The organism is Microbacterium sp. GCS4, from assembly GCF_001262495.1.
In the GTDB taxonomy this organism is placed as follows: Bacteria; Actinomycetota; Actinomycetes; order Actinomycetales; family Microbacteriaceae; genus Microbacterium.
This window is the reverse complement of the sequence record NZ_LGYE01000002.1, coordinates 140,386-164,488: the sequence shown is the minus strand read 5'-3', so window position 1 is coordinate 164,488 and position 24,103 is coordinate 140,386. Positions and strand designations below refer to the sequence as shown.

Genomic DNA, 24,103 nt, shown 5'->3' with positions numbered 1-24,103 from the left:
TCCGTGTCATCCGCTCTTCGTGAGAGGGGTTCCGCCGGCACGGCTTCGAAAGAAGCCGCCGGCGGGGCCTCCTCCCCCGGTCCGCGTCGGCGTCCGTTCCGCGGGCGTCACGCGCTGACCCTGCTGGCCTTCATGGCCCCGGCGATCGTGTTCGTCGCCTGGTTCACGTACTGGCCGATGCTGCAGGGCGCGCGCATGGCGTTCCACGACTGGAACCTGTGGGACCTCACCTCGACCCCGTGGGTCGGCTTCGACAACTTCGTCACGGTCTTCCAGGACCCGGCCTTCCCGATCGTCGCGTGGAACTCGATCCTCTGGGTCGTGGGCTCCCTCGTGCCGCAGCTGGTGATCGGGTTCCTGATCGCTCTCGCACTGCGCAAGCGGTTCCGGTTCCGCGGTGTCTACCAGGCGCTGGTGTTCTTCCCGTGGGCGGTCTCGGGCTTCCTCATCGGGATGCTGTTCCGCTGGATGTTCAACGCGGAGTTCGGCGTCGTCAACGACCTGCTCATGAAGGCCGGGCTCATCGACGCCCCCCTTCCGTGGCTGGCCGACCCGAAGCTGGCGATGTTCGCGGTCATCGTCGCGAACGTCTGGTACGGCGTGACGTTCTTCGCGATCATGATCCTCGCGGCTCTCCAGTCGGTGCCCGACGAGATGCTCGAGGCGGCGAGCCTCGACGGCGCCGGCAAGGTGCGGCAGCTGTTCTCGATCATCATCCCGTACATCTCGGTGACGCTGCTGCTGACGATCCTGCTGCGCGTGATCTGGATCTTCAACTTCCCCGACATCATCTACGCGATGACGAACGGCGGACCCGCGAACCAGACGCACATCATCACGACGTGGATGATCAACTACACGCAGCAGGGCAACTACGGCATCGCGAGCGCGATCGGACTGATCGTCGTCGCGTTCCTGTTCGTGTTCTGCGCGTTCTACCTGATGGCGATGCGGAGGGCCCAGCGATGACCATCACCACCCCCACCGGCACGACCATGACCGAGACGCGGGTGCTGACGGTGCCGGACGCCGCGAAGGCTCCGCGCGGCCGTCGTCGCGTCACGGCCGGCGGCGTCGTCCGCGTGGTCGGCCTCGGCCTCTGGCTCGTGATCACGCTGTTCCCGCTGTACTGGATCGCGCTCACGTCGATCAAGTCGCCCGGCACGATCAACCGGTTCCCGATCGAGTACTGGCCCAGCGAGCCGTCGTTCGAGAACTACGTGAAGCTGTTCCAGCAGAGCGCGTTCGCGACGTTCCTCGGCAACTCGGCGCTCGTCGCGATCGTCGCCGGCGCCGTGGCGACGCTGATCGCCCTGCTGAGCGCCTACGTGATCGCGCGGTTCGAGTTCCGGGGCAAGGGCGCGGTGCTGATCGCGTTCCTGCTCACGCAGATGATCCCGGCGTTCATCGCGCTCGGGCCGCTGTACTCGATGATGACCGACCTCGGTCTCGTCGACACGAAGCCCGGCCTGATCCTCGTGTACATCGCGATCTGCATCCCGTTCTCGACGGTCATGCTGCGCGGGTTCTTCGAGAACGTGCCCGACGCGCTCGAAGAGGCGGCGATGATCGACGGATGCTCGCGCCTCGGCGCCCTGTTCCGCGTGCTCGTCCCCGTGATGACGCCGGGCATCATCGCGGCGTTCATCTTCAACTTCGTGAACTGCTGGAACGAGCTGTTCCTGTCGGTCGTGCTGATGAACACCGACGAGAACCGCACCGTCCCCTCGGCGCTGAACGGCTTCATCTCGACGTTCAACATCGACTGGGGCTCGATGAGCGCCGCCGCTGTGCTGACGATCCTGCCGACCATGGCGATGTTCGCGCTCGCGAGCCGCTGGATCGTGCAGGGCCTCACCGCCGGCGCCGTGAAGGAGTAGCTCCGGCATCCCTGCGCCGAGCCACCCCTCTTCAGACGAACCCGCCCCTTGCGTACTGCACGCAAGGGGCGGGTTCGATCGTACGGGGGTGGCTCGGCGAGGAGGCCGGGTCAGACGAGCCGGGACTTCGGGGAGACCGAGTACGTGGCCTCGGCATCCCGGTTCACCGTGTCGCCGAGGGCCTCGTCGATCGCCGCGAGGGTGTCGGCGTCGAGCGTGACACCCGAGGCCTTGACCGTGTCGGCGAGCTGCTCGGGACGGGATGCTCCGACGAGCGCCGCGGCCACGTTGGGGTTCTGCAGCACCCACGCGATCGCGAGCTGGGGCATCGTGAGACCGGCCTGCTCGGCGATCGGCTTGAGCTTCTGCACGGCGGTGAGGATGTCGTCCTGCAGGAAGCCCTTGATGAAGTCGGAGCCGCTGTGCGGATCGGTCGCCCGCGATCCCGCGGGAACCGGCTGACCCGGCAGGTACTTGCCACTCAGCACGCCCTGCGCCATGGGCGACCACACGATCTGCGAGATGCCGAGCTCCTCGGAGGCCGGCACGACCTTGCCCTCGATCACACGGTGCAGCATCGAGTACTGCGGCTGGTTGGAGATGAGCTGGATGCCGAGCTGGCGCGCGAGCGCGTGTCCGTCCTGCAGCTGCTCCGCGGTCCACTCGGAGACGCCGATGTAGAGCGCCTTGCCCTGGCGCACGACGTCGGCGAACGCCTGGAACGTCTCCTCGAGCGGCGTCTCGTAGTCGAAGCGGTGCGCCTGGTACAGGTCGACGTGGTCCGTTCCGAGGCGCGTCAGCGAGCCGTCGATCGACTCCATGATGTGCTTGCGGCTGAGCCCGGTGTCGTTCGGGCCCTTCGGGCCGGTCGGGAAGTAGACCTTCGTGAAGATCTCGAGGCTCTCGCGGCGCTGACCTTCGAGGGCCTTGCCGAGCACGACCTCGGCGGCCGTGTTGGCGTACGTGTCGGCCGTGTCGAACGTGGTGATTCCGGCATCCAGCGCGGCGTGCACCGTCTTCACGGCGGCTTCGTCACCGACCTGCGAGGCGTGGGTGACCCAGTTGCCGTAGGTGATCTCCGAGACCTTGAGTCCGCTGTTACCGAGGTAGCGATAGTTGACCATGCTGCAACGCTACTCGCGGATGCCGGGGCGCGGGCCGTGCGCTCACGCGAGAAGCTCGCTGACAGCATCCCGAATTCACGCTCAGGCCTGCGTCTGCAGCAGCCGCTCCTGATCCTCCAGGGTCTGCGCCTGCGCGCGCTGCTCGACCCGCTCGCGCTCCTCCGCCTCGGCCTTCTCCGCCTCGCGCCGCTCGGCGCGGGTCTGCGGCGCCGCGGCATCCGCCTCCGCCTGGATGCCGTTCGACTGCTCATTGACGATCGCGGCGCGGTCGCGGAAGCCCTCGGCCGTGACCTTGTCGAGCGCGACCTGCTTGCGGATCGCCAGGGCACGCTCGTACAGCGAGGGGTCGCCGTAGGAGGTGAGCACCTTCACGAGCACGGGCAGCAGCTCGATCATGAAGAACAGCGCCGCGATGAGGATGTGCGCCCACAGGATGGTGGGCTCCTTCGCGCTCAGGCGGTTCAGCCCGCTGATCTGACTGAGCAGACCGATGGCGCCGGCGTTGCCGGAGGCGACCGACTCGGCGCGGGCGTTGTACGCGGCGAGCGCCGTCTCGTACGAGTCGCGGGCGGCGGGCAGCTGCGACTTCGCCTCTTCGCGGTTCTGGGTCTCGGAGGCCGTGGTGTTCTCCTTGGCCGAGGTGCCCGCGGCGGCGAGCTCCTCGTTCGCGGTGCGCAGCTGTGCGGCGAGCGCGTCGTAGGTCTGCTGCGCCTCGGCGAGCTGGGCCTTCGCGGCATCCGAGCTCGCGCCCTCGCCGTTCACGCCCGTGCAGCCGGGCACCGTCCCCGCGCCCTCGCCGGTGAGCTCGCACTGGTACAGCACGCGCGCCTGGTCGATCACGGCCTGCTGGGCGGTCATCTTGGCGGTGACGTCGTCGACGGTCGCCTGCGCGGCGGACTCGCTCGCCGACGAGGAGTCGGTGCCGGCGACGATGCCCGTCGCGGCCTGGTTCTCGAGTTCGGCGACGCGATCGGATGCCGCATCCAGGGCCTTCTTCTCCGGACCGGTCTCGAGTGCGTCCTGGTCGGACTGCGCCTGGGTGATGTTGGTCGAGGCGACCTCGCGGGCGATGTCGTTGTGGAAGATCTGCAGCACGAGAGGCTCGGCGACGACGAAGCCGATGATCGCCGCCATGACGATACGCGGGATCGCGAGGCCGATCAGACGCCACACGTTGCGGGTCGACGTCATGGTCGACGTGAGGAACCGGTCGAGGTTGAAGATGATCAGCGCCCACACGATCGCGAGAGGCACCGCCAGCCAGATCGCGGCCTGCACTCCCGTGGTGAGGGCGAAGAGCATGGAGATCGCCGATACGAGGGCGGTGCCGGCGAGCACGAAGAACATCTGCACGAACCGCGGGGTCTCCCCGGGAACGCGGTCGAGGATCTCGCCCTCCGCACCGCCGAGGATCGCGAGCGTGCGCAGGCGGGATCCGGGGACGCGCGGCTTCTTCTCGCGCGGCTGACGACGCGGCTTCGGCTCACGGGCGGGACGGGATGCCGCGGCATCCGTCTCATCCGTCGTCACCACGCGCTCGTCGATCGGCGCGGTCGACTGCGCGTCGGCGCTGTCGGCGCCGCTCGGCTCGTAGGCGCGCAGGAATTCGAGGTCATCCGTGTCGGCGTTCGGGTCGCTGTCGACGATGATCCGCCCCTGCGAGTCGAACCGTCCGGGACGGTGAGCGGAATAGGGCATCCCGACAATCTACGAAAGGTCGCCTGTGGAAAACGTGGACGGTGCCTGTGTCTCCGCCGCGAGATCCCGCGGGCTCAGCCGGGGAGCATGCGGCGCAGCGTGTGCTCGTACCCGGCGAGCGCGGCGTCGAGGGGGAAATGCCCCGCGGCGCAGAGCGTCCCGAGGCCGTGCACGAGACCCCAGATCCCCGTGACGTCGTCCGCGGTGCCGAGGCCGGCGGAGGCTGCCGCGCGGGACAGCTGACCTTCCAGTTCTGCGATGAGGGGAGCCATCGTGTCACTCGGCTCGCCGGGGATGCACACGGTCGGGTCGTAGATCACGTCGAAGCCATGCGGATTCTCGACTGCGTAGCGGATGTAGGCCGCGCCGCCGTCGATCGCGGCCGCGGTCGCGTCGGGTGCCCGCCCGATCGCGAGGCGCACCGCGTCGACGAGGTCGGCCATGCTCCGCTCGGCGAGCACCTTGAGCAGCCCGCGACGGTCGGAGAAGTGATGGTACGGCGCGTTGTGGCTCACGTCGGCGGCGCGGGCCACCTCGCGCAGGCTGATCTCCTGCGCCGGACGATCGGCCAGCAGCTGCATCGCCGCGGCCTCGAGGGCGTGCGCGAGGTCGCCGTGGTGATATCCGGATCGAGAACTTGACACGAGCAACATTGTTCCTTATGTTGACAGTGTCCACCACATTGACAGTGTCAACATTGGAGCAGCCATGACCACCGCCCTCGTCCTCGACGGCCACCCCGACGCCCGCTCGCTGACCGCCGAGCTCGCCCGGCGCTACGCCGCCGCGCACGGCGACGCGCGCGTTCTCGCGGTGCGCGACCTCGCCTTCGACCCCTCACTGCGGTTCGGCTATCGCGAGCGCATGGACCTGGAGCCCGACCTCGCCGACGCCAAGCGGATGCTGCACGAAGCCTCGTCCGTGACCGTGATGACCCCGCTGTGGTGGGGCTCCGTGCCCGCGGTCCTCAAGGGCTTCTTCGACCGCGCGCTGCTGCCGCAGCAGGAGTACCGCTACTCGACGCTCGGGATCCCCGAGGGACTGCTCCCCGCCCGGCGCGGTCGGCTGATCCTGCTCGCCGACACCCCCTGGTACGCCGTGCCCTTCACCGGCCTGCCCGCGCAGACGCAGGTCGCCCGCAACACGCTGCGGCTCTGCGGCATCCGCTCAGTCCGGACGCACCGGATGCTGGGGGTCAAGACGGCGAGTCCGGAACGCATCGCATCATGGATCGCGCGCGTCGAGGAACTCGGACGGCGCGACGGCATCCGGGATGCCGCAGACAGAAGATCCGCTCAGGCCAGGGCGGCCGCGGCGGCTTCGTCCTCGGTCGTCGCGACGAGCTGACCGCACGCGCCGTCGATCTCCTTGCCGCGGGTGTCGCGGAGGGTCGTCGGGATGCCGGCGTCGTTGAGGCGGCGCACGAACTCGTCCTGCACGTCCTTCTCGGACGAGGTCCAGATCGAGCCCGGCGTCGGGTTCAACGGGATCGGGTTCACGTGCACCCAGCCGCGTCCCCGCTGGTTGAGCTTCTCGGCGAGGAGGTCGGCGCGCCAGGCGTGGTCGTTCATGTCCTTGATGAGCGCGTACTCGATCGACACCCGGCGGCCCGTCTTGGCGTAGTAGTCGTAGGCGGCGTCGAGGGCCTCGTCGACCTTCCAGCGCGAGTTCACCGGGATGAGCTCGTCGCGCAGGTGGTCGTCCGGGGCGTGCAGCGACAGCGCGAAGGTCACCGGGATGTTCTCGTCGGCGAGCTTCTTGATCGCGGGCACGAGACCGACCGTCGACACCGTGATGCCGCGCGCGCTCATCCCGAGGCCGTCGGGCTGCGGGGCGACCATGATGCGCACGGCATCCATCACGCGCTTGTAGTTCGCGAGCGGCTCCCCCATGCCCATGAAGACGATGTTCGAGACGCGCTCCATGGAGTGGTCGTCGGCCTTCTTGCCGCCCAGCCCGCCGTCGGCGATCAGGCGGTTGGCGCGCACGATCTGCTCGACGATCTCGGCCGTCGACATGTTGCGCGTGAGCCCGGCCTGGCCCGTGGCGCAGAACGGGCAGTTCATGCCGCACCCTGCCTGCGACGACACGCACAGCGTGATGCGGCCCGGGTAGCGCATGAGCACGGACTCGACGAGCGCGCCGTCGTGCAGACGCCACAGGAACTTGATCGTGTCGCCGCGGTCGGTCTCGAGGCGGCGCACCTCGGTCATGAGCGGCGGGAGCATGCCGGCGACGAGCTCCTCGCGGATGCCGGCGGGGAGGTCGGTCATCTCGGCGGCGTCCGACGTGTAGTGCCGGAAGTAATGCGTGGAGAGCTGCTTGGCCCGGAACCCCGGAAGACCCAGCTCCTTCACCTTGTCGACGCGCTCGGCCGGCGTGAGGTCGGCGAGGTGCACGGGTGGCTTGCCGCGCTTGGGGCTCGCGAACTGCAGGAGCGGCCGCCCCTCGGCATCCTTCTGCTGCGTCCAGCCCTCGGTCGCCGGACGCACCTGCGTGCCGCCGGTGGCACGGATCGTGGTCCCCGCGGGACGGGACGACGCGGTCGCGGGGCGCGTCTCGCGCGTGCGGGGCTTCTCGGTCATGTCTCCAGGGTACCGGGGGCCGGGTGGGAGGCGGCTGGGTCGGCGGGCGCGGGGCCTCCCTAGACTGACGACCATGGACCTCGTCTGGATCATCGGAATCGTGGTCGCCGCGCTGATCGTGGTGGCCGTGCTGTCGAGGGCGCTTCGCGCCATGCGTCCTCAGGTTCCCGCGTCCCCGGGCTCGAGCCGGGCCCAGGCGGCCGCCGCACCCCTCACCCCCGAGGTCATCGCCGAGATCGACCGCCTCGTGGCCGCGGACCAGAAGATCCCGGCGATCAAGCTGTACCGCGAGCACACGCACGTGGGTCTGCAGGAGGCGAAGAACCGGATCGACCACTGGGAGATGCGAGCGGGGCACTCGAGGACGGCCAGCCCGACGACGGCGCCCCCGCACGCCGCACCCCTCACCTCGGAGGTCACCGCCGAGATCGATCGTCTCGTCGCCGCGGATCAGAAGATCCAGGCGATCAAGGTCTACCGCGAGCACACCGGGCTCGGACTCAAGCAGTCCAAGGAAGCGATCGACGGCTGGTCGACGCACAACTTGTAATGACAGGTTGGCGTCCGGGAGAATGGACGCAGCCCATCGAAGGAGACCCATGTCCGATCGTCTCGACCGCGCCCGCGCCACCGGCGTCCTCGCCGTCCTCCGCGCCCCCTCCCCCGAGCTCGCGCTCGAGGCGTCCGAGGCGATCATCCGCGGTGGGGTGACCGGCATCGAGGTCACGTTCTCGACACCCGACGCCCCCGCCGTGATCCGCGAGCTCATCGCCCGCCACGGCGACGCCGCGTATGTCGGAGCCGGCACCGTCACCACGGTCGAGCAGGCGACCGCCGCAGCGGATGCCGGTGCCGAGTTCCTCGTGAGCCCCGGAACCCTTCCCGCCCTCACCCGCGCCATGCTCGACACCGGTCGCGTCGTGATGACCGGCGCGATGACGCCGACCGAGGTCATGGGAGCGCTCGAGCTCGGCGTCGACGTCGTGAAGATCTTCCCCGCCTCCCTCGGCGGCCCCTCGTACCTCGGCGCGCTGCGCGGACCGTTCCCCGACGCTCCGCTCATGCCCACCGGCGGCGTCACGCCGGACAACCTCGCCGACTGGTTCCGCGCGGGAGCCGTCGCAGTCGGCGCGGGCGGCGACCTCGCGAACGGCGCCTCCATCGCGGGCTCCGACTGGGCCGACCTCGAGCAGCGCGCTGCGCGCTTCGCCGCCGCGCTCGCCGCCGCGCGGAGCTGATCGCGACCGCCCCGCTTCCCGCACCGTGGTAGACCGGAACCATGAGAACCGCCCGGATGCTGCTGTGGGGCGCTCTCGCGACCGTCGTCGCTCTCGGGCTGTCGGCGTGCGCTCCGGCATCCGCCCCACCCGCCCCTGAGGAGTCCGCCGTGTCCGATGCCACCCGTGACCTGCTCGCCGCCGCGACCGACGGAGACGCGGACGCCGTGCGCGCGGCGCTCGACGCGGGAGCAGACCTCGAGGCCCGCGGCGAGGGCGGCATGACCGCGCTCGTCGCCGCGACCAAGGCGAACCATGTCGGCGCGGCACGGACGCTGATCGACGCCGGCGCCGACGTGAACGCGAAGGACGACATCCAGGACTCGGCGTACCTCTACGCGGGAGCCCGCGGCCACGACGAGATCCTGCGACTGACGCTCGACCACGGCGCCGACCTCGCGAGCACGAACCGCTACGGCGGTACGGCGCTGATCCCGGCATCCGAGCGGGGGCTCCTGTCGACTATCCGAATCCTGCTCGACGCCGGCGTCGACCCGAACCACGTGAACAACCTGCACTGGACAGCGCTGCACGAGGCGATCGTGCTCGGCGACGGCTCGCAGACCTATGTCGAGGTCGTGCGGGCACTGCTCGCGGGCGGTGCCGACGTCACCATCCGCGACGGCGACGGCGTGCTCCCCCACGACCTCGCGACGGCGCGCGGCTACGACGCGATCGCCGCCCTGCTGGCGGGCTGAGCGCCCTGTGATCGAACTCGAACCCTGGGCGTGGGCCGCACTCGGCGTCGCCGCCGTCACGATCGGCATCTCGAAGACCGCGCTGCCGGGCGGCAACATCCTCGCGATCGCGCTGTTCGCCGCGGTGCTACCTGCCCGCACGTCGACCGCCGCGATGCTCCTGCTGCTCATGGTCGGCGACGTGTTCGCACTGCTCGCCTATCGCCGTCATGCGCACTGGCCGACGCTGCTGCGCCTCGCCCCGGCGGTGGTCGCGGGGCTCGTGGTCGGCTTCGCGTTCCTCGCGATCGCCGGTGACGGCATCGTGCGCCGCGCGATCGGCGTCATCCTGCTGCTCATGATCGCCGTGACCCTGTGGCGCCGATGGCGGCAGAGCCGGTCGGATGCGGTGGACACGCCGCGCGGCGGCATCCTGCTCGCGGGCACCTACGGAACGCTCGGAGGCTTCACGACCATGGTCGCGAACGCGGGCGGCCCGGTCATGTCGATGTACTTCCTCGCGACGCGCACCCCCGTGCAGGTCTTCCTCGGCACATCGGCGTGGTTCTTCGCGATCATCAACCTCGTGAAGGTGCCGTTCCTCGCGGGCCTGGGCCTCTTCCACGGCCCCGTGCTGCTCATGGACGCCGTGCTCGCGCCGCTCGTCGTGATCGGCGCGCTGGTCGGCATCGCCGTCGCGAAACGCCTGGACCAGCGGCTGTTCGACCGGATCGTGATCGTCCTCACGATCGCCGGCGCGATCTACCTGCTGTTCTGACGCGGTCTCTCTCCCCTCCGGGCCTTCAGTCGAGGAAGATGTCGGGGAACAGGCGGTCGTCGGGGGTTCCGGGGATGGCGGCGTAGCCCGAGAAGTCGGTGACGCCATCGGCCTCGAGCACGTCCTCCACGATGAGCGTCTGCCCCGTGTAGCCCGCCGCGGGCTTCGTGAGCACGGCGTACGCCGCATCCGCGTAGATGCCGGCCGTGCGGCTCGCGGCCATGACCTTGTCGCCGCCGAGGAGGTTCTGCACCGCGGCGGTCGCGATGGTCGTGCGCGGCCACAGCGTGTTCGCGGCGATGCCGTCGCGCGCGAACTCCGCCGCGAGACCGAGCGTGACCATCGTCATGCCGAACTTCGCGAGCGTGTACCCGGTGTGCGCGCCGAGCCATTTCGGCGTCGGGTTGAGGGGCGGGGAGAGCGACAGGATGTGCGGGTTCTCGGCATCCTTGAGGATCGGCACGGCCGCACGCGACAGCATGAACGTGCCGCGCACGTTGACGTCCTGCATGAGGTCGTACTTCTTGGCGCCGAGGTCGAGCGAGCGCGACAGGTCGATGACGCTGGCGTTGTTGATGACGATGTCGATGCCGCCGAATTCGCCCTGCGTCTTGAGCACCGCCTCGGTGATGTCGTCGTCGTCGCGCACGTCGCCCACGATCGGCAGCGCCTGGCCGCCGGCCGCGCGGATCTGCTCGGCGGCCGTGTGGATCGTGCCCTCGAGCTTCGGATGCGGGGTGTCGGTCTTCGCGAGCATGGCGATGTTCGCACCGTCGGCGGCGGCGCGCAGGGCGATCGCGAGGCCGATTCCGCGGCTGCCGCCCGACATGAGGATGGTCTTTCCGGCGAGGGACATGGGTTCTCCTGAGGTTGCGGGATCGGAGGTCACTTCGGCGCCATGCGGATCGCGCCGTCGAGGCGGATCGTCTCGCCGTTGAGGTAGTCGTTCTCGACGATCTGCTGCACGAGCGAGGCGTACTCCGCGGGGCGGCCGAGCCGCGAGGGGAACGGCACCTGCGTGCCGAGCGAGTCCTGCGCCTCCTGCGGCAGCCCCATGAGCATGGGCGTCTCCATGATGCCGGGCGCGATCGTGCAGACGCGGATGCCGTGGCGGGCGAGCTCCCGGGCCACGGGCAACGTCATGGCGTGCACTCCGCCCTTCGACGCGGAGTAGGCGGGCTGTCCGATCTGCCCGTCGAACGCGGCGACGCTCGCGGTGTTCACGACGACGCCACGGGTGCCGCCCTCGGCGACGTCGTTCTTCGCGATGATGGCCGCAGCCTGCGACAGGACGTTGAACGTGCCGACGAGGTTGATACGCACGATGCGTTCGAAGTCGGCGAGCACCGCGGGGGTGCCCTCGCGGTCGAGGACCTTGGCGGGCGGGGCTATGCCCGCGCAGTTCACGACGATCCGCAGCGGGGCTGTCGCCTGGGCTGCGGAGACGGCTGCCGCCGCGTCCTCGGGACTCGTGACGTCGCCGGGTGCGAATGCGCCACCGAGTTCCCGTGCGAGTTCGGCCCCGGCGGAGGAGGGGAGGTCGAGGATCGTGACGACGGCTCCGGCGGCGGTGAGCGCTCGGGCGGTCGCGAGTCCCAGCCCGGAGGCACCTCCCGTGATGAGAGCGCTCGAACCCTGGATCTGCATGCGGTTCTCCTTCGAACGTGTGCGACTGGGTTTCAGCCTAACTGATTCCCGGTTCCATCCCGAGCGAGGGGGTCGCGTCGGGTGATCGGTCCGAGCCTAGGACACGGGCGCACCGCGCGCGCGAGCGAACTCCCGGGCAGGATGGAGGCATGAGCATCCCGGCAGGCGACGTCGACGTCCCCGCGATCGTGCACGCCCTCGCCGCCGGCGCACGGCTCACCCCGGTCTGGCGCAACGGCATCGGAGGGCTGACGTTCCGCACCGACGACGGACGCTACATCAAGTGGGGGCCGCGCGACCCCGAGGCGACGATGCGGGACGAGGCCGAGCGGATGCGGTGGGCGGGCCGCTGGACGCCGGTGCCCGAGGTCCTCGAGCAGGGCGAGGATGCCGTGCAGGAGTGGCTCGTGACGGCGGCGCTGCCGGGGCGCAGCGCGGTGGATCCGCGGTGGATCGCCGACCCCGCGACAGCGGTGCGCGCCGTCGGCATGGCCCTCAGAAGTCTGCACGACTCTCTTCCCGTCGCGGAGTGCCCGTGGCTGTGGGATCCGGCGACCCGCATCGCGAACGCCACCGACCGCGGCATCCAGGTGCCGGCCGAGCTGCGCACTCCCCCTCCTGTGGACCGCCTGGTCGTGTGCCACGGCGACGCGTGCGTGCCGAACACCCTGCTCGACGACGACGGCCGCCCGCTCGCACACGTCGACCTCGCGGCCCTCGGCGTCGCCGACCGCTGGGCCGACATCGCCGTCGCGTCGATGAGCACCGAGTGGAACTACGGTCCCGGCTGGGAGGATGCGCTCATCGCGGCCTACGGCGTCGAGCCCGACCCCGTGCGCCTCGATTACTACCGCCGTCTCTGGAACGCGACGTGACCGGCGCAGCTCAGAAGGCGTAGCCGAGGGCGGCGCGGGCGGCGTCCAGCGTCTCCATGACGGCGATCGACGCGGCCAGCGGATGCTCGGGCGCCTCGTTCCGCCCGTCGGCGATGTGCCGGGCGTGCACCTACGCGGTCGCCTCTCCTCCGGCATCCGCGTCGTTCTCGTGCACCGCGACCCGGATCTCCGAGATCCGACGGCGGTCGATCCCGGTGACGTGGATCGTCGCGCCGGGCACCTCGACGGAGTCGCCCACGACGGCGAGGCGGCCGAGCATCTCCGTGACGAAGCCGGCGACGGTGTCGGACGCTCCGCGAGGCAGGACGATTCCCGTGATCTCGGCGAAGTCCTGCAGGTTGAGGCGCCCGTCGAGCGGGCCGCCGGCCGCCGGCATCCGCTCCTCCGGGTCGTACTCGTCGAAGATCTCGCCGACGACCTCCTCCACGAGGTCCTCGAGCGTCACGATGCCGTCGGTGCCGCCGTACTCGTCGACCACGACCGCGATCTGGTGGCCCGCCGCCCGCATGCGGGTCAGCGTGGGCAGCACGCGCGCCGTCGACGGCAGATACTCGACGGGCCGGGTGAGCGTCTCGACCGTGCGGGACGCGTCGACCGATGCCGCCTCGAACAGGTCGCGCACGTGCACGAAGCCGACGATGTCGTCGATCGAGGTGTCGACCACGGGGTAGCGCGAGAACGGCAGCTCGGTGACCTGCACGATCGCCTCCGCCAGGGGTGCGGCGGCGTCGAGCGCGACGACCTCCGGGCGCGGGCGCATGACCTCGCTGACCTGGCGATCGCGGAGCGACAGCACGTCGTCGAGGATGCGGCGCTCGTCGTCGGGCAGGCTCTGATGCGTCGCGACGATGTCACGCAGCTCCTCCTCGCTCAGCTCGTCGGCCGTCTTGTGCGGATCACCGCCGAGCAGGCGCACGAGCGCATTGGTCGAGACCGACAGCAACCAGATGACGGGCCGCATGACGGTCGCGAAGCCATCCAGCACAGGGGCGACCGCATAGGCGAACTGCGCGTTGCGCTGGATCGCGAGGCGCTTGGGCACGAGCTCGCCGAGCACGAGCGAGAGGTACGCGATCAGCAGGGTGAGGATGACCGTCGCGAGCGTGAAGGACAGCTGCTCGTCGAGACCCCACGACTGGAGCAGCGGAGCGACCGACGGCGCGATCGAGGTGGCGCCGTACGCGGCCGACGCGAACCCGGCCACGGTCACGCCGATCTGCACGGCCGACAGAAACGTGTTCGGGTTGCGGGCGAGGCCCGCGACCTTCGCTCCCCGGCGACCGCGTGCCGCGATCGCGTTGATCTGGCTTTCGCGCAACGTCACGAGCGCCATCTCGGTCGCGGCGAAAACGCCGCCGACCAGCACGAACACGAGGACCAGCGCGATGTTCCACAGCAGGTCGGCGGTCATCGGACCGGCTCCTGCGGTGCGGGGGTGCCCGAGGTCGGTCGGGCGCCGGGTCTGTCAGGGTCTGCGGACGCGTCGGAGCGGCGCGACTGGTTCACGAGTGATCCTTGTCTGTGTCGGTCGTGAGGGCAGGGTCGGTCGGGAGGGTGCCATCGGTCGGCGTGGCCGTGGTGTGAGCAGCCGGCTCCTGGGCCGCGCGCCGCTCGTCGGCGCGGGACTTCATGAGGCTCGCGACGGTCGCGACAGCGATCGTCAGCCCGATGAACACGAGCGAGAACCAGATCGGGATCTCGGGGGCCCACAGCATCGGCTCGCCGCCGTTGATGAACGGCAGCTCGTTGACGTGCATGGCGTGCAGCACCAGCTTGACGCCGATGAAGGCGAGGATCACGGCGAGACCCTGCGCGAGGTAGACGAGCTTCTGCAGCAGTCCGCCGATGAGGAAGTACAGCTGGCGGAGGCCCATGAGCGCGAACGCGTTGGCCGTGAAGACGATGTACGCCTCCTCCGTGAGCCCGTAGATCGCGGGGATCGAGTCGACCGCGAAGATCAGGTCGACGAAGCCGATCGCGATGATCACGAGGAACATCGGGGTGACGAAGCGGCGGCCGTCCTTCTTGACGGTGAGGCGGTCGCCCGCGTACTGGTCGCTCACCGGGAGGATGCGGCGGACGAAGCGCATGAACCGGCCGTCGGCGGGGTTGTGGTCGCCGTCGGAGAACGCCTGACGGTAGGCGAGGACGAGCAGCAGGGCGCCGAACAGGTAGAAGATCCAGGAGAAGTTCTCGATCAGCGCCGCGCCGACCGCGATGAACGCGCCGCGCATGACGAGCGCGATCACGATGCCGATCATCAGCACCTTCTGCTGGTAGATCTTCGGCACCGCGAAGCCGGTCATCACGATGAGGAACACGAAGAGGTTGTCGATCGACAGCGCCTTCTCGGTGAGGTATCCGGCGAAGTACTCGCCGCCGAACTTCCATCCGGAGACGACGCCGATGCCGACTCCGAACAGCAGCGCGAGGCCGATGTAGAACGCCGACCAGCGGGCGGACTCGCCCACGGTGGGTTCATGCGGGGTGCGGACGTGCGCGAAGAACTCGTACACGAAGAAGGCGATGGTGACGAGGAGCGTGATGATCCACACGAGGGGGGTGATTTCCACAGGGTTCTCCAGACGAGGGCGTGACGATGTCGACGCCAAGGTCTTCTCCATCCTCGTGGACGAGGACCGGGGACCCGGGATGCAGAGACATCCGTAATGACGAGCCGCCCGTGGCGGAGTACTCCCCTTGGGTTACCTCGATGATACCAGGCGGTCGGGGCGGCTCAGGCAGTGGGTCCGAGGATGAAGTTCCACGATCCCGAGAGCACGGCGACGGTGAGCGCCGTGACGGGGATCACGGCTGCGACGAGCACGAGAGCTGTATCCCGCCGGTCCCAGCGCGACTCCCGGGCCCACGAGCGGATGCCGGGGCCGCCGAACCCTCGGGCCTCCATCGCGGTCGCGAGGGACGAGCCGCGTCGGATCGCCAGCACGAACAGCGCGAACGCCATGCCGAACGCCCGCCGCACACGGCCTTCGTCCGCGACGCCGCGCGCCCGTCGGGCCAGGGACAGCGCGCGCCAGTCGTCGACGAGCAGGCCGAGCATCCGCATCCCCGCGAGCGCCCCGACCACGAAGCGCGCCGGGAGGCGCAGCCGCTGCGCGAGGTCGTCCGCCAGATCGGTCGGGTCGACGGTGACGAACAGCACCACGGCGGGCAGACCGATCGCGAGCACGCGCACCGCCGTCGCCGCAGCGAGCGCCAGAGAGCCGTCGCTCACCCGCATGACCAGCCACTCGAAGTGGATCGTGCCGCTCGTCGCGCCGTAGAGCGCGATCGTGACCGCCCCGAGGGGCGCGGCGATCCACAGCACGGCCGTGCGGGTCCAGAACTCCCGGGCGCGAAGACCCGCGAGCACGAGCAGCGGGATCTCCAGCAGCAGCGCCACGGCGGCGGAGACGACATCGATCGTGAGCACGAGCGGCAGCGCGATCAGCAGCGCCGCCGCGAGCTTCGCCAGCGCCGAGCGCGGGGCGATGGGGCCGGGGCGCTCGATCCGCGCCGTGAGAGGGTCGATCATCGCCCGACCTCGATCCGTCGTGCGTGCAGCGCCGACAGCACGGCCTCGTCGTGACTGATCACGACGACGGCGGTGCCCTCGTCGCGCAGCCGGGCGATGAGGCCCACGAGTTCCGCCCAGGTCGCGGCATCCTGTCCGAACGTCGGTTCGTCGAGCACGAGCATCCGCGGACGTGTGGCGAGTGCCGCAGCGACCGTGAGCCGCCGTTTCTCGCCTCCGGAGAGCGTGTAGGGGTTCGCATCGGCGAGAGCGCGGAGCCGCAGCCGGTCGAGCAGGTCGTCCGTGCGCGCGGCGACCTCCGCGTCGGGCAGTCGCAGGGCCCGGGGCCCCACCGCGAGCTCCTCGCGCACGGTCTTCGCGAGCAGCTGATGCTCGGGCGTCTGCAGCACGGTGGCGATGCGCGTGAGCAGGGCGCGTGAGCTCCAGCGCATCGGATCGGGTCCGGCTCCGTCCGCGAGCACGGGCTGCGCCTCGACTCGGCCGCGCTCGGCCGCGAGGAGACCCGCGAGCGTGAGTCCCAGCGTCGATTTGCCCGCGCCGTTCGGTCCGGTCACGCCGAGCGCCTCGCCCGCACGCACGTCGAGGTCGAACGGGCCGGCGACGGCGAGTCCGCGTCGGCGTGCGACCTCGAGTCCGCGGGCCTCGAGCAGCGTCTCGCCCGGCAGGGACGACGGCAATGCCGGCACGCGCGGCGGATGACCGGGCACCCAGACACCGGATGCCGCGAGCTCGGCGCCGCGCGCCCCGAGAACCTCGTCCGGGGAGCCGTCGGCGAGCACGACCGTCCCCGCGGCTTCCGCGCCGAGGACGATCACGCGGGTCACGAGCGGCAGCCACACGTCGATGCGGTGCTCGATCACGACGAGTGTCGCTCCCGTGGCATCGAGCGCCGACGCGACGGCATCCCGCACGTCCCCGACGCCCTCGGGATCGAGGTTCGCGGTCGGCTCGTCGAGCAGGATCGCTCCGGGTCGCATCGCGAGCACGCCGGCCAGGGCGAGGCGCTGCTTCTGCCCGCCCGACAGCGCGGCGGTCGACCGCTCGAGGTCGACGTCGAGCTCGACGGCATCCAACGCCTCCCGGACCCGCGGCCAGATCTCCTCGCGCGGGACGCCCAGGTTCTCGCAGCCGAACGCGACGTCGTCACCGACCCGCGCGAGGATCGTCTGGGTGTCCGGATCCTGCAGGACCATGCCGACGCGGCCTCGCGCCTCGGTCGGCGCGCGTCCGTCGACGAGCAGCGCCCCGAGGGTCTCCCCCTCGTCAGCACCGCCGAGCACGCCGCCGAAGCCCTGCAGCAGGGTCGACTTGCCCGAGCCGGAGGCGCCGAGCAGCAGCACGCGCTCCCCCGGCTCGATGCGCAGCTCGATGTCGCGCACGGCCCAGCGGCGACGCGTCGCGTACCGCCACCCCCAGCCGCGGGCTTCGAGGGCGGCCGGAGTCCCCGGCGCGGTCACACGCGTGCGGTGACCTCACGCCCGGCGGCGAACCGGCTGAGCGCTCCGGTCGCGGCGAGACCTCGGGCGATGAGCCAGGCTCCGAGGCCGGCGATGATCGCCCCCGAGATCGTCGTCGACACGATGTAGACCGTGGTGAAGAGCGTGTCGGCGCCCGCGTACCAGAGGATGCGGTCGTTGATTCCGCACGCGAGCCCCGCGCCCGCGCCCGCGAGCATGGCCACGGGCAGACGCCACACGCCGTACAGGAAGACGAGGAAGATCAGCTCGGCGCCGAGGCCCTGCACGAGACCCGACACGATCGTGAGCGGACCCCAGGCGTTGCCGACGAGCGCGGAGATGATCGCGGCCACGAGCTCGGTGTACAGCGCGGCGCCCGGCTTGCGGATGATGAGAGCGCCGAGGACGCCGGCGATGAGCCACGGTCCGGCGAGCAGGCCCTGCACACCCGGCAGGAGCGGCTTGAGGATGCTGCTCGGCACCTCGTATCCGACGTTCCAGAGCAGGAAGATCAGGGCGCACGCGACGGCGATGACGCTGGCGACGACGATGTCGACGACCCGCCAGCGCCAGAGCTCGGGACGGCCGAGGCCCTTCGCGGACGCGCTGACGGCGGCGGATTCCGTGGTGGATCCGGACGTGGATGTGCTCATTGAATGCTCCTCCCTGCGCTGGCATGACCCAGATCAGGTTCGACGGTCGAAGCGCGATTCGCTCCCTCTCAGCCCGGCTCGCCGGACTCCCGTGGTTGTGCTGTCGATCCTAGCCGGGTTCGACACTCCTGTCTCGTCTGCCTGCAGCGCCGGGATTCCGTGCCGGGATTGGGTACCGTGAGGGGGTGACCGCTCCCCACTCCCCTGAGGCCGCTCCGGACACGTCGCCCGCGGACGCGACGTCGGTGCTGACGCGCCCGCCGGTGGAGACAGCCGAGGCCGAGCCTTCCGGCGCCGAGAGCGCCCCGGAGACCCGATGGGCCGCGGCCGGGTCAGGCGGCACGGCTCTCACCTGGGTCGACCCGCTCGAGGTCGCGGAGCTCACGTCGACCGGACCTCTCACACTGGACGCGGATCCGGAGGCGGCCAGCACTCTGCTGCGCGGCGCGCGGCTGCGTTCTCGGGCGGCGAGCCCCGGCATCCTCGTGCCCGTCGGCGCTCTTCTCGGACTCCTGGGCACCTACGCGGGGGCGACCATGCTGTGGCCGTTGCATGAGCTGCCGCCGACCGTGCAGGCCGCCACGTTCACGCCGACTGCGCCCGCTCCGGCGGAGATCCTCTGGCCCGCGCAGGGCAGTGCCGCTGTCGGCATCGGCGGACTCGGAACGACCGCATCCTCCCTCGACCCGGCCGTGATCGCGAGCGTCACAAAGGTCGTCTCGAGCCTCATGGTGCTCGACCGCATGCCGCTCGCCGTCGGGGAGCAGGGGCCCGAGTTCGCGTTCACGCGTGCCGACAACCAGGCCTACTGGCAGTACCGCCGGTCCGATCAGTCCGCGCTCGACGTGCCCGTCGGCGGAACGCTCACCGAGTACCAGATGCTGCAGGGCACCCTGCTGGGATCGGCGAACAACTACATCGACCGTCTCGCCCGAGAGATCTGGGGATCGGATGAGGCGTTCGCCTCGGCGGCGACGGTGTGGCTGCGGGATCGCGGCCTCGACGAGATCACGATCGCCACGCCGTCCGGGTTCGACGAGCGCAACACGGCGACCCCGGCATCGCTGATCGCTCTGGCCGAGCGCGCGATGCAGAATCCCGTGTTCGCGAGCATCGTGAGCACGCCGTCGGTGGACCTGCCCGGGGCGGGAACGGTCGTCAACACGAACGGGATGCTGGCCGACGCCGGTGTCGTCGGCGTCAAGACCGGCACGCTCGGCGACAGCTGGAACCTCCTCACGGCGAAGGACATCGTGGTCGACGACACGACCGTCCGGATGTACGCGGCGGTGCTGGGGCAGGTGGACGACGAGCAGCGTCTGTCCGAGACGCGTGCCCTGTTCGCCCAGGTCGAGGCCTCACTCGCGGCACAGGAACCCGCGGTCGAGAAGGATGCCGTGATCGGCACCGTGACGACGTTGTGGGGCGAGACGGTGGATATTGTCGCGGATGCCGACACCCCCATCATCCTGTGGAACGGTGTGGGCGCGCAGGCGACCCCGACCTTCGATCTCGGCGATCGCCGGGAGGGTGGCGACGAGGCGGGAACGCTGCTCGTGTCCGGGCCTCTCAACTCCGTGGTGACACCGCTCAGCCTCGCAGAGGATGTCGACGGGCCGAGTCCCTGGTGGCGCCTCACGCACCCGCTCGAACTCTTCGGCCTCACCGAAGCCCAGCGCTGACTCAGCCCCGTCGATGCGCTGATCGCGGACGCGAGAGCGCCGCGCCCCGGGAGGGACGCGGCGCTCTCGTGTTCCTGCTCAGCTCTGTGAGTCGCCGTCCGGGCGCTCGACCACGGCTTTCGCTGCCGCGGCTTCGGCGACCGGCTGCTGCGCTCCGACGGAGGCGCCGACCTGGGCCGCTGTCTGCTCTTCGGCTTCGCCGCTCACGACGACGGGCGTGGTGCCGGTGAGGGCCTCTTCCGCGTCGATGTCGGTCGCGGCCTGCTCGAACTGCGACTGGTAGAGGCGCCAGTACGCACCCTGCGCGGCGATGAGCTCGTCGTGCGTGCCCTTCTCGACGATGTCGCCGTGCTCCATCACGAGGATGAGGTCGGCGTCGCGGATGGTCGACAGACGGTGCGCGATCACGAACGACGTGCGTCCCTGACGGAGCGCAGCCATCGCGTTCTGCAGAAGCAGCTCGGTGCGCGTGTCGACGGCAGACGTCGCCTCGTCGAGGATCAGGATCGACGGCTGCGCCACGAACGCGCGGGCGATCGTGATGAGCTGCCGCTCGCCGGCCGAGACGTTCGACGCGTCCTCGTCGAGCACGGTGTCGTATCCGTCCGGGAGCGCGTGCACGAAACGGTCGACGTAGGTCGCCTTGGCGGCCTCGTACACCTCGTCGTCGGTCGCGGACGACCTCCCGTACCGGATGTTCTCGCGGATCGACCCCGCGAACAGCCACGGGTCCTGCAGCACCATGCCGGTGCGCGAGCGCAGATCCTCACGGGTGATCTCCGCGATGTCCTGACCGTCGAGCAGGATGCGCCCGCCGTTCAGCTCGTAGAACCGCATGATCAGGTTGACCAGCGTCGTCTTGCCCGCGCCGGTCGGGCCGACGATCGCGACCGTCTGACCGGGCTCGACGCGGAACGACAGATCCGTGATGAGCGGACGTTCCGGCGTGTACGAGAACGCCACGTTCTCGAACTCGACGACGCCCTTGCCCTCGTCGAGCTTCGGAGCGTCGAGGGCGTCTGCCTCCTGCTCCGGAGCGTCGAGCAGCTCGAACACCCGCTCGGCCGATGCGGTGCCCGACTGCACGACCGCGGCCATGCCGCCCAGCTCCGACAGCGGCTGCGTGAACTGCTGTGAGTACTGGATGAATGCCTGTACGTCGCCGAGCCGCAGTTGGCCACTGGCGACCATGAGGCCACCCAGCACCGCGATGCCGACATAGGTGAGGCTTCCGACGAAGGTCATCGCCGGCATGATGATGCCGGAGAGGAACTGCGCCTTGAAGCTGGCCTGGAAGAGCTCCTCGTTCTCGTCCTTGAACTTGTCGAGCGCGTCCTGCTCGCGGCCGAACACCTTGACGAGAGCGTGGCCCGAGAAGGCCTCCTCGACACGGGCGTTGAGACGACCGACCTTGCGCCACTGCGTGCCGAAGGCCTTCTGCGACCGCGGACCGATGACGCCGAAGATCACGCCCATGAGCGGGAGGGCGACGAGCGCGACGAGTGCGAGCTGCCACGAGATCGAGAACATCAGCACGAGCACGCCCACGACGGTGAGCACGGCCGTGATGGCACCGGACAGCGACTGCTGCATCGTCTGCGTGATGTTGTCGATGTCGTTCGTGACGCGCGAGATCAGGTCACCGCGCTGCACCTTGTCGAAGTACGACAGTGGCAGACGGTTGATCTTCGCCTCGACCTGCTCACGCAGGCGCCACATGGTGCGCACCATGATGACGTTGATGACGTAGCCCTGGATCCAGCTGAGGAACGCCGCGACGATGTAGATCGCGAGCACTGCGATGATGACCCACCGCAGCGCGTCGAAGTCGACGCCGTCACCGACCTGGAAGCTGCCGAGGGCCGCCACCTGGTTCGCGAAGTCGTCCTGCCCGCCCTGTCGCAGCGCGGCGACGACGTCCTCCTGCGGGGTACCGGCGGGGAATCCGGGGACGCCCCCGTTCGTCTGCCCGAGCTGCACCGAGAGGAAGCCCTTGTAGATGAGGTTCGTGGCCTCGCCGAGCACCTTCGGGGCGGCGACGGTGAGCACCACGCCGACAGCGCCCGCGATCGACACCAGGACGAACCACACCGCCGACGGCTTCAGCAGACCGATCATCCGGCTGAAGCTCTTGCCGAAGTTGTCGGCCTTGCCCGGCGCGACGCTGTCCCAGCCGCCGCCGTTCTGACGGGCCTGCTCGGCCAGTTCTGCCTCGTACTTCTCCTCGTCGGTCAGTTCCGCCTCGACGGTCGCGGTGGCCGCGGCCTTCGGCGCGCGACGGCGACGGGACGTGGGCGTGCTCTGCTCGCTCATGCGTCGACCCCCAACTGCGATTCGACGATCTCTCGGTATGTCGGGCTCGTCTCGAGGAGCTCCTCATGGGTGCCGACCCCGACCATCGTGCCGCCCTCGAGGACGACGATGCGGTCGGCATCCGTGATCGACGAGACGCGCTGTGCGACGACGATCTTGGTGACGTGCGGCAGCTCGCGCCACAGCGCCTGCCTGAGTCTCGCATCGGTCGTGAGGTCGAGCGCCGAGAAGGAATCATCGAACACGAGGATCTGCGGCTGGCGCACGATCGCACGGGCGATCGCGAGACGCTGACGCTGACCGCCGGACACGTTCGTGCCGCCCTGCGTGATGCGCGACTCGAGGCCATCGGGCATCTCCTCGACGAAGTCACGCCCCTGCGCGATCTCGAGCGCATGCCACAGCTCGTCGTCCGTCGCGTCCTCCCGGCCGTACCGGAGGTTCGACGCGACGGTGCCGGTGAACAGGAAAGGACGCTGCGGCACGAGGCCGATGGTCGCCCATAGCGACTCGACGTCGGCGGTGCGCACATCGGTCCCGCCGACGAAGACCGCTCCGCCTGAGACATCGAACAGTCGAGGGATGAGCGAGACGAGCGTCGTCTTTCCGGAGCCCGTCGACCCGACGATCGCGACGGTCTCGCCCGGCTCGGCGCCGAAGCTGATGCCGGTGAGAACCGGAGAGTCCGCGCCGGGGTACGTGAACTCGACGTCGTCGAAGGCGACGGAGCCAGGCCGCGGGAACGCGGTGACGCCGTCTGCCGGACGAGTCATGCTCGACTCGGTGTCGAGCACCTCGCCGATGCGCTCGGCCGAGACGGCAGCGCGCGGAATCATGATCGCCATGAAGCTCGCCATGATGACACCGCCCATGATCTGGCCGATGTACTGCATGAAGGCGAAGATGGTGCCGACCTGCACCGTGCCGCTGTTGACCTCGACGCCGCCGAACCACACGACCGCCACGACCGTGACGTTGAGGATCAGCATGAAGAGCGGGAACAGCAGGACGAACAGCGAGCCGACCTTGCGACCGACGACCATGATGTCGGTGTTGGCCTCGCGGAACCGCTCCTCCTCGATGCGCTCGCGGACGAACGCGCGGACGACGCGCACGCCGGTCAACTGTTCGCGCATGACGCGGTTCACGGTGTCGAGCTTGCCCTGATAGCTGCGGAACAGCGGAACCATGCGGCTGACCACCAAGCCCGCCACGACCAGCAGCAGCGGAACCGAGACCGCGATCAGCCAGCTGAGGCCGACGTTCGTCTGCACGGCGAAGATGATGCCGCCGATCGCGAGCAGCGGGGCGGTGACGAGCATCGTCGCACCCATCATCGCCAGCATCTGCACCTGCTGCACGTCATTCGTGTTGCGGGTGATGAGCGAACCGGCACCGAACTGCGAGACCTCGCGCTCGGAGAAGCCGCTCACCTTGCCGAAGACGTCGGAGCGGATGTCGCGCCCCGCTCCCATGGACGCGCGGGCGGCGAAGTAGGTCGCGATGATCGAGGCGATGATCTGACCGAGCGACACGGCGAGCATGAACAGCCCGGTGCGCCAGATGTAATCGGTGTCGGACTGCGCGACGCCCTTGTTGATGATGTCTTCGTTGAGACGGGGGAGGTAGAGCGTGGCGATGGCGCTGGCGAACTGGAAGACCAGCACGCCCACGAGCAACCACTTGTATCGACGGAGATAGCGGAAGAGGATTTTTCCCAGCACAGGCGGACTTTCTAGGAAGGATGACGCGGCGGATCTCCCGGCGGGCGGACGCAGGCCGACGATCGCGCACATGCAAGAGTGCCACGAACCGACGACATTCGTATGCCCCTATGGGAGGACCTTCGCTCACAGCGAACCGATCCCCGGCCCGGCCGGGGGTTTTCTGCACCGCGGCGA

At 69.7% G+C, this 24,103-nt stretch carries 22 protein-coding genes and 1 riboswitch; of the genes, 9 read left to right on the top strand and 13 right to left on the bottom strand.

The annotated features are described in order from the left end of the window. Window positions 1-3 precede the first annotated feature (3 nt). Complete coding sequence (locus tag AKH00_RS08005) at window positions 4-969, top strand: carbohydrate ABC transporter permease (protein WP_050722214.1); 966 nt, start codon at window positions 4-6, stop codon at window positions 967-969. Further along, the gene (locus AKH00_RS08000; protein ID WP_200903823.1) at window positions 966-1,880 is read left to right on the top strand and encodes a carbohydrate ABC transporter permease; all 915 of its coding nucleotides are present in this window, start codon (window positions 966-968) and stop codon (window positions 1,878-1,880) included. Before AKH00_RS08005 ends, AKH00_RS08000 begins: the two co-directional genes overlap by 4 nt. Window positions 1,881-1,990: 110 nt before the next feature. Here the strand turns inward: AKH00_RS08000 and AKH00_RS07995 are convergent, their stop codons facing one another. The 3 genes from AKH00_RS07995 to AKH00_RS07985 form a co-directional block, all read right to left on the bottom strand. Beyond that, window positions 1,991-3,004, bottom strand: coding sequence for an aldo/keto reductase family protein (locus AKH00_RS07995; RefSeq protein WP_050722213.1), 1,014 nt, complete (start codon window positions 3,002-3,004; stop codon window positions 1,991-1,993). 81 nt (window positions 3,005-3,085) lie between these two features. Beyond that, complete coding sequence (locus AKH00_RS07990) at window positions 3,086-4,702, bottom strand: DUF4407 domain-containing protein (protein ID WP_050722212.1); 1,617 nt, start codon at window positions 4,700-4,702, stop codon at window positions 3,086-3,088. 74 nt (window positions 4,703-4,776) lie between these two features. Next, window positions 4,777-5,346 carry a TetR/AcrR family transcriptional regulator gene (locus AKH00_RS07985; protein ID WP_050722889.1) on the bottom strand — a complete coding sequence of 190 codons (570 nt, stop codon included), beginning with the start codon at window positions 5,344-5,346 and terminating at the stop codon, window positions 4,777-4,779. 64 nt (window positions 5,347-5,410) lie between these two features. Between AKH00_RS07985 and AKH00_RS07980 the strand changes: the two genes are divergently transcribed. Next, window positions 5,411-6,049 carry an NAD(P)H-dependent oxidoreductase gene (locus tag AKH00_RS07980; RefSeq protein WP_050722211.1) on the top strand — a complete coding sequence of 213 codons (639 nt, stop codon included), beginning with the start codon at window positions 5,411-5,413 and terminating at the stop codon, window positions 6,047-6,049. Here AKH00_RS07980 and rlmN read toward each other — a convergent pair. Next, on the bottom strand, window positions 5,998-7,287 hold the full coding sequence (rlmN, locus tag AKH00_RS07975; protein ID WP_235556725.1) for a 23S rRNA (adenine(2503)-C(2))-methyltransferase RlmN: 1,290 nt from the start codon (window positions 7,285-7,287) through the stop codon (window positions 5,998-6,000). The genes AKH00_RS07980 and rlmN overlap by 52 nt on opposite strands. A gap of 73 nt (window positions 7,288-7,360) precedes the next feature. Between rlmN and AKH00_RS18250 the strand changes: the two genes are divergently transcribed. The 4 genes from AKH00_RS18250 to AKH00_RS07955 are packed head-to-tail and all read left to right on the top strand — an operon-like array spanning window position 7,361 to window position 10,019. Next, window positions 7,361-7,837: a ribosomal protein L7/L12 gene (locus AKH00_RS18250; RefSeq protein ID WP_050722210.1), complete on the top strand. Its 477-nt coding sequence runs from the start codon at window positions 7,361-7,363 to the stop codon at window positions 7,835-7,837. 49 nt (window positions 7,838-7,886) lie between these two features. Then, entirely contained in the window at window positions 7,887-8,525 is a 639-nt protein-coding gene (locus AKH00_RS07965) for a bifunctional 4-hydroxy-2-oxoglutarate aldolase/2-dehydro-3-deoxy-phosphogluconate aldolase (RefSeq protein WP_082297504.1), read from the top strand. Between the two features lie 41 nt (window positions 8,526-8,566). Beyond that, window positions 8,567-9,262, top strand: a complete 696-nt coding sequence (locus AKH00_RS07960) for an ankyrin repeat domain-containing protein (protein ID WP_050722208.1) — start codon at window positions 8,567-8,569, stop codon at window positions 9,260-9,262. Window positions 9,263-9,269: 7 nt separating this feature from the next. Beyond that, window positions 9,270-10,019 (top strand): sulfite exporter TauE/SafE family protein, encoded by a 750-nt coding sequence (locus tag AKH00_RS07955; protein ID WP_050722207.1) that lies wholly within the window; start codon window positions 9,270-9,272, stop codon window positions 10,017-10,019. A gap of 25 nt (window positions 10,020-10,044) precedes the next feature. On the opposite strand, the gene AKH00_RS07950 is transcribed toward AKH00_RS07955, so the two are convergent. Together AKH00_RS07950 and AKH00_RS07945 are read right to left on the bottom strand one after the other, a co-directional pair. Continuing rightward, the gene (locus AKH00_RS07950; protein WP_050722206.1) at window positions 10,045-10,875 is read right to left on the bottom strand and encodes an SDR family oxidoreductase; all 831 of its coding nucleotides are present in this window, start codon (window positions 10,873-10,875) and stop codon (window positions 10,045-10,047) included. Between the two features lie 29 nt (window positions 10,876-10,904). Then, window positions 10,905-11,666 (bottom strand): SDR family NAD(P)-dependent oxidoreductase, encoded by a 762-nt coding sequence (locus AKH00_RS07945; protein ID WP_050722205.1) that lies wholly within the window; start codon window positions 11,664-11,666, stop codon window positions 10,905-10,907. Between the two features lie 149 nt (window positions 11,667-11,815). On the opposite strand from AKH00_RS07945, the gene AKH00_RS07940 reads away from it, so the two are divergent. Continuing rightward, window positions 11,816-12,541, top strand: a complete 726-nt coding sequence (locus AKH00_RS07940; protein ID WP_050722204.1) for an aminoglycoside 3'-phosphotransferase — start codon at window positions 11,816-11,818, stop codon at window positions 12,539-12,541. Window positions 12,542-12,671: 130 nt separating this feature from the next. Here the strand turns inward: AKH00_RS07940 and AKH00_RS07935 are convergent, their stop codons facing one another. From AKH00_RS07935 to AKH00_RS07915, 5 genes are all read right to left on the bottom strand, one after another. After that, window positions 12,672-13,973, bottom strand: coding sequence for a hemolysin family protein (locus tag AKH00_RS07935; RefSeq protein ID WP_050722203.1), 1,302 nt, complete (start codon window positions 13,971-13,973; stop codon window positions 12,672-12,674). A gap of 91 nt (window positions 13,974-14,064) precedes the next feature. Then, entirely contained in the window at window positions 14,065-15,135 is a 1,071-nt protein-coding gene (locus AKH00_RS07930) for a TerC family protein (protein ID WP_200903822.1), read from the bottom strand. Window positions 15,136-15,299: 164 nt separating this feature from the next. Then, complete coding sequence (locus AKH00_RS07925) at window positions 15,300-16,097, bottom strand: energy-coupling factor transporter transmembrane component T family protein (protein WP_050722202.1); 798 nt, start codon at window positions 16,095-16,097, stop codon at window positions 15,300-15,302. Beyond that, a complete protein-coding gene (locus AKH00_RS07920) occupies window positions 16,094-17,554 on the bottom strand; it encodes an ABC transporter ATP-binding protein (RefSeq protein WP_235556724.1) in 1,461 nt (486 codons plus the stop codon). Before AKH00_RS07920 ends, AKH00_RS07925 begins: the two co-directional genes overlap by 4 nt. Next, a complete protein-coding gene (locus AKH00_RS07915; protein WP_050722201.1) occupies window positions 17,551-18,207 on the bottom strand; it encodes an ECF transporter S component in 657 nt (218 codons plus the stop codon). Before AKH00_RS07915 ends, AKH00_RS07920 begins: the two co-directional genes overlap by 4 nt. Beyond that, a riboswitch (TPP riboswitch) is annotated at window positions 18,201-18,310 on the bottom strand. Its footprint overlaps the gene before it by 7 nt. An 82-nt stretch (window positions 18,311-18,392) precedes the next feature. On the opposite strand from AKH00_RS07915, the gene AKH00_RS07910 reads away from it, so the two are divergent. Continuing rightward, window positions 18,393-19,889: a D-alanyl-D-alanine carboxypeptidase family protein gene (locus AKH00_RS07910; protein ID WP_050722200.1), complete on the top strand. Its 1,497-nt coding sequence runs from the start codon at window positions 18,393-18,395 to the stop codon at window positions 19,887-19,889. Window positions 19,890-19,967: 78 nt separating this feature from the next. Here AKH00_RS07910 and AKH00_RS07905 read toward each other — a convergent pair whose 3' ends face one another. Next, window positions 19,968-22,202 carry an ABC transporter ATP-binding protein gene (locus AKH00_RS07905; protein WP_050722199.1) on the bottom strand — a complete coding sequence of 745 codons (2,235 nt, stop codon included), beginning with the start codon at window positions 22,200-22,202 and terminating at the stop codon, window positions 19,968-19,970. Beyond that, a complete protein-coding gene (locus tag AKH00_RS07900) occupies window positions 22,199-23,926 on the bottom strand; it encodes an ABC transporter ATP-binding protein (RefSeq protein ID WP_050722198.1) in 1,728 nt (575 codons plus the stop codon). The genes AKH00_RS07905 and AKH00_RS07900 overlap by 4 nt, the downstream gene beginning before the upstream one ends. Window positions 23,927-24,103: the final 177 nt, after the last annotated feature.

Coding starts and splice junctions, on each gene's coding strand:
- AKH00_RS08000 (WP_200903823.1), top strand. CDS start 966: ATGACCATCACCACCCCCACCGGCACGACCATGACCGAGACGCGGGTG.
- AKH00_RS07995 (WP_050722213.1), bottom strand. CDS start 3,004: ATGGTCAACTATCGCTACCTCGGTAACAGCGGACTCAAGGTCTCGGAG.
- AKH00_RS07990 (WP_050722212.1), bottom strand. CDS start 4,702: ATGCCCTATTCCGCTCACCGTCCCGGACGGTTCGACTCGCAGGGGCGG.
- AKH00_RS07980 (WP_050722211.1), top strand. CDS start 5,411: ATGACCACCGCCCTCGTCCTCGACGGCCACCCCGACGCCCGCTCGCTG.
- rlmN (WP_235556725.1), bottom strand. CDS start 7,287: ATGACCGAGAAGCCCCGCACGCGCGAGACGCGCCCCGCGACCGCGTCG.
- AKH00_RS18250 (WP_050722210.1), top strand. CDS start 7,361: ATGGACCTCGTCTGGATCATCGGAATCGTGGTCGCCGCGCTGATCGTG.
- AKH00_RS07965 (WP_082297504.1), top strand. CDS start 7,887: ATGTCCGATCGTCTCGACCGCGCCCGCGCCACCGGCGTCCTCGCCGTC.
- AKH00_RS07960 (WP_050722208.1), top strand. CDS start 8,567: ATGAGAACCGCCCGGATGCTGCTGTGGGGCGCTCTCGCGACCGTCGTC.
- AKH00_RS07950 (WP_050722206.1), bottom strand. CDS start 10,875: ATGTCCCTCGCCGGAAAGACCATCCTCATGTCGGGCGGCAGCCGCGGA.
- AKH00_RS07945 (WP_050722205.1), bottom strand. CDS start 11,666: ATGCAGATCCAGGGTTCGAGCGCTCTCATCACGGGAGGTGCCTCCGGG.
- AKH00_RS07940 (WP_050722204.1), top strand. CDS start 11,816: ATGAGCATCCCGGCAGGCGACGTCGACGTCCCCGCGATCGTGCACGCC.
- AKH00_RS07935 (WP_050722203.1), bottom strand. CDS start 13,973: ATGACCGCCGACCTGCTGTGGAACATCGCGCTGGTCCTCGTGTTCGTG.
- AKH00_RS07925 (WP_050722202.1), bottom strand. CDS start 16,097: ATGATCGACCCTCTCACGGCGCGGATCGAGCGCCCCGGCCCCATCGCC.
- AKH00_RS07915 (WP_050722201.1), bottom strand. CDS start 18,207: ATGAGCACATCCACGTCCGGATCCACCACGGAATCCGCCGCCGTCAGC.
- AKH00_RS07905 (WP_050722199.1), bottom strand. CDS start 22,202: ATGAGCGAGCAGAGCACGCCCACGTCCCGTCGCCGTCGCGCGCCGAAG.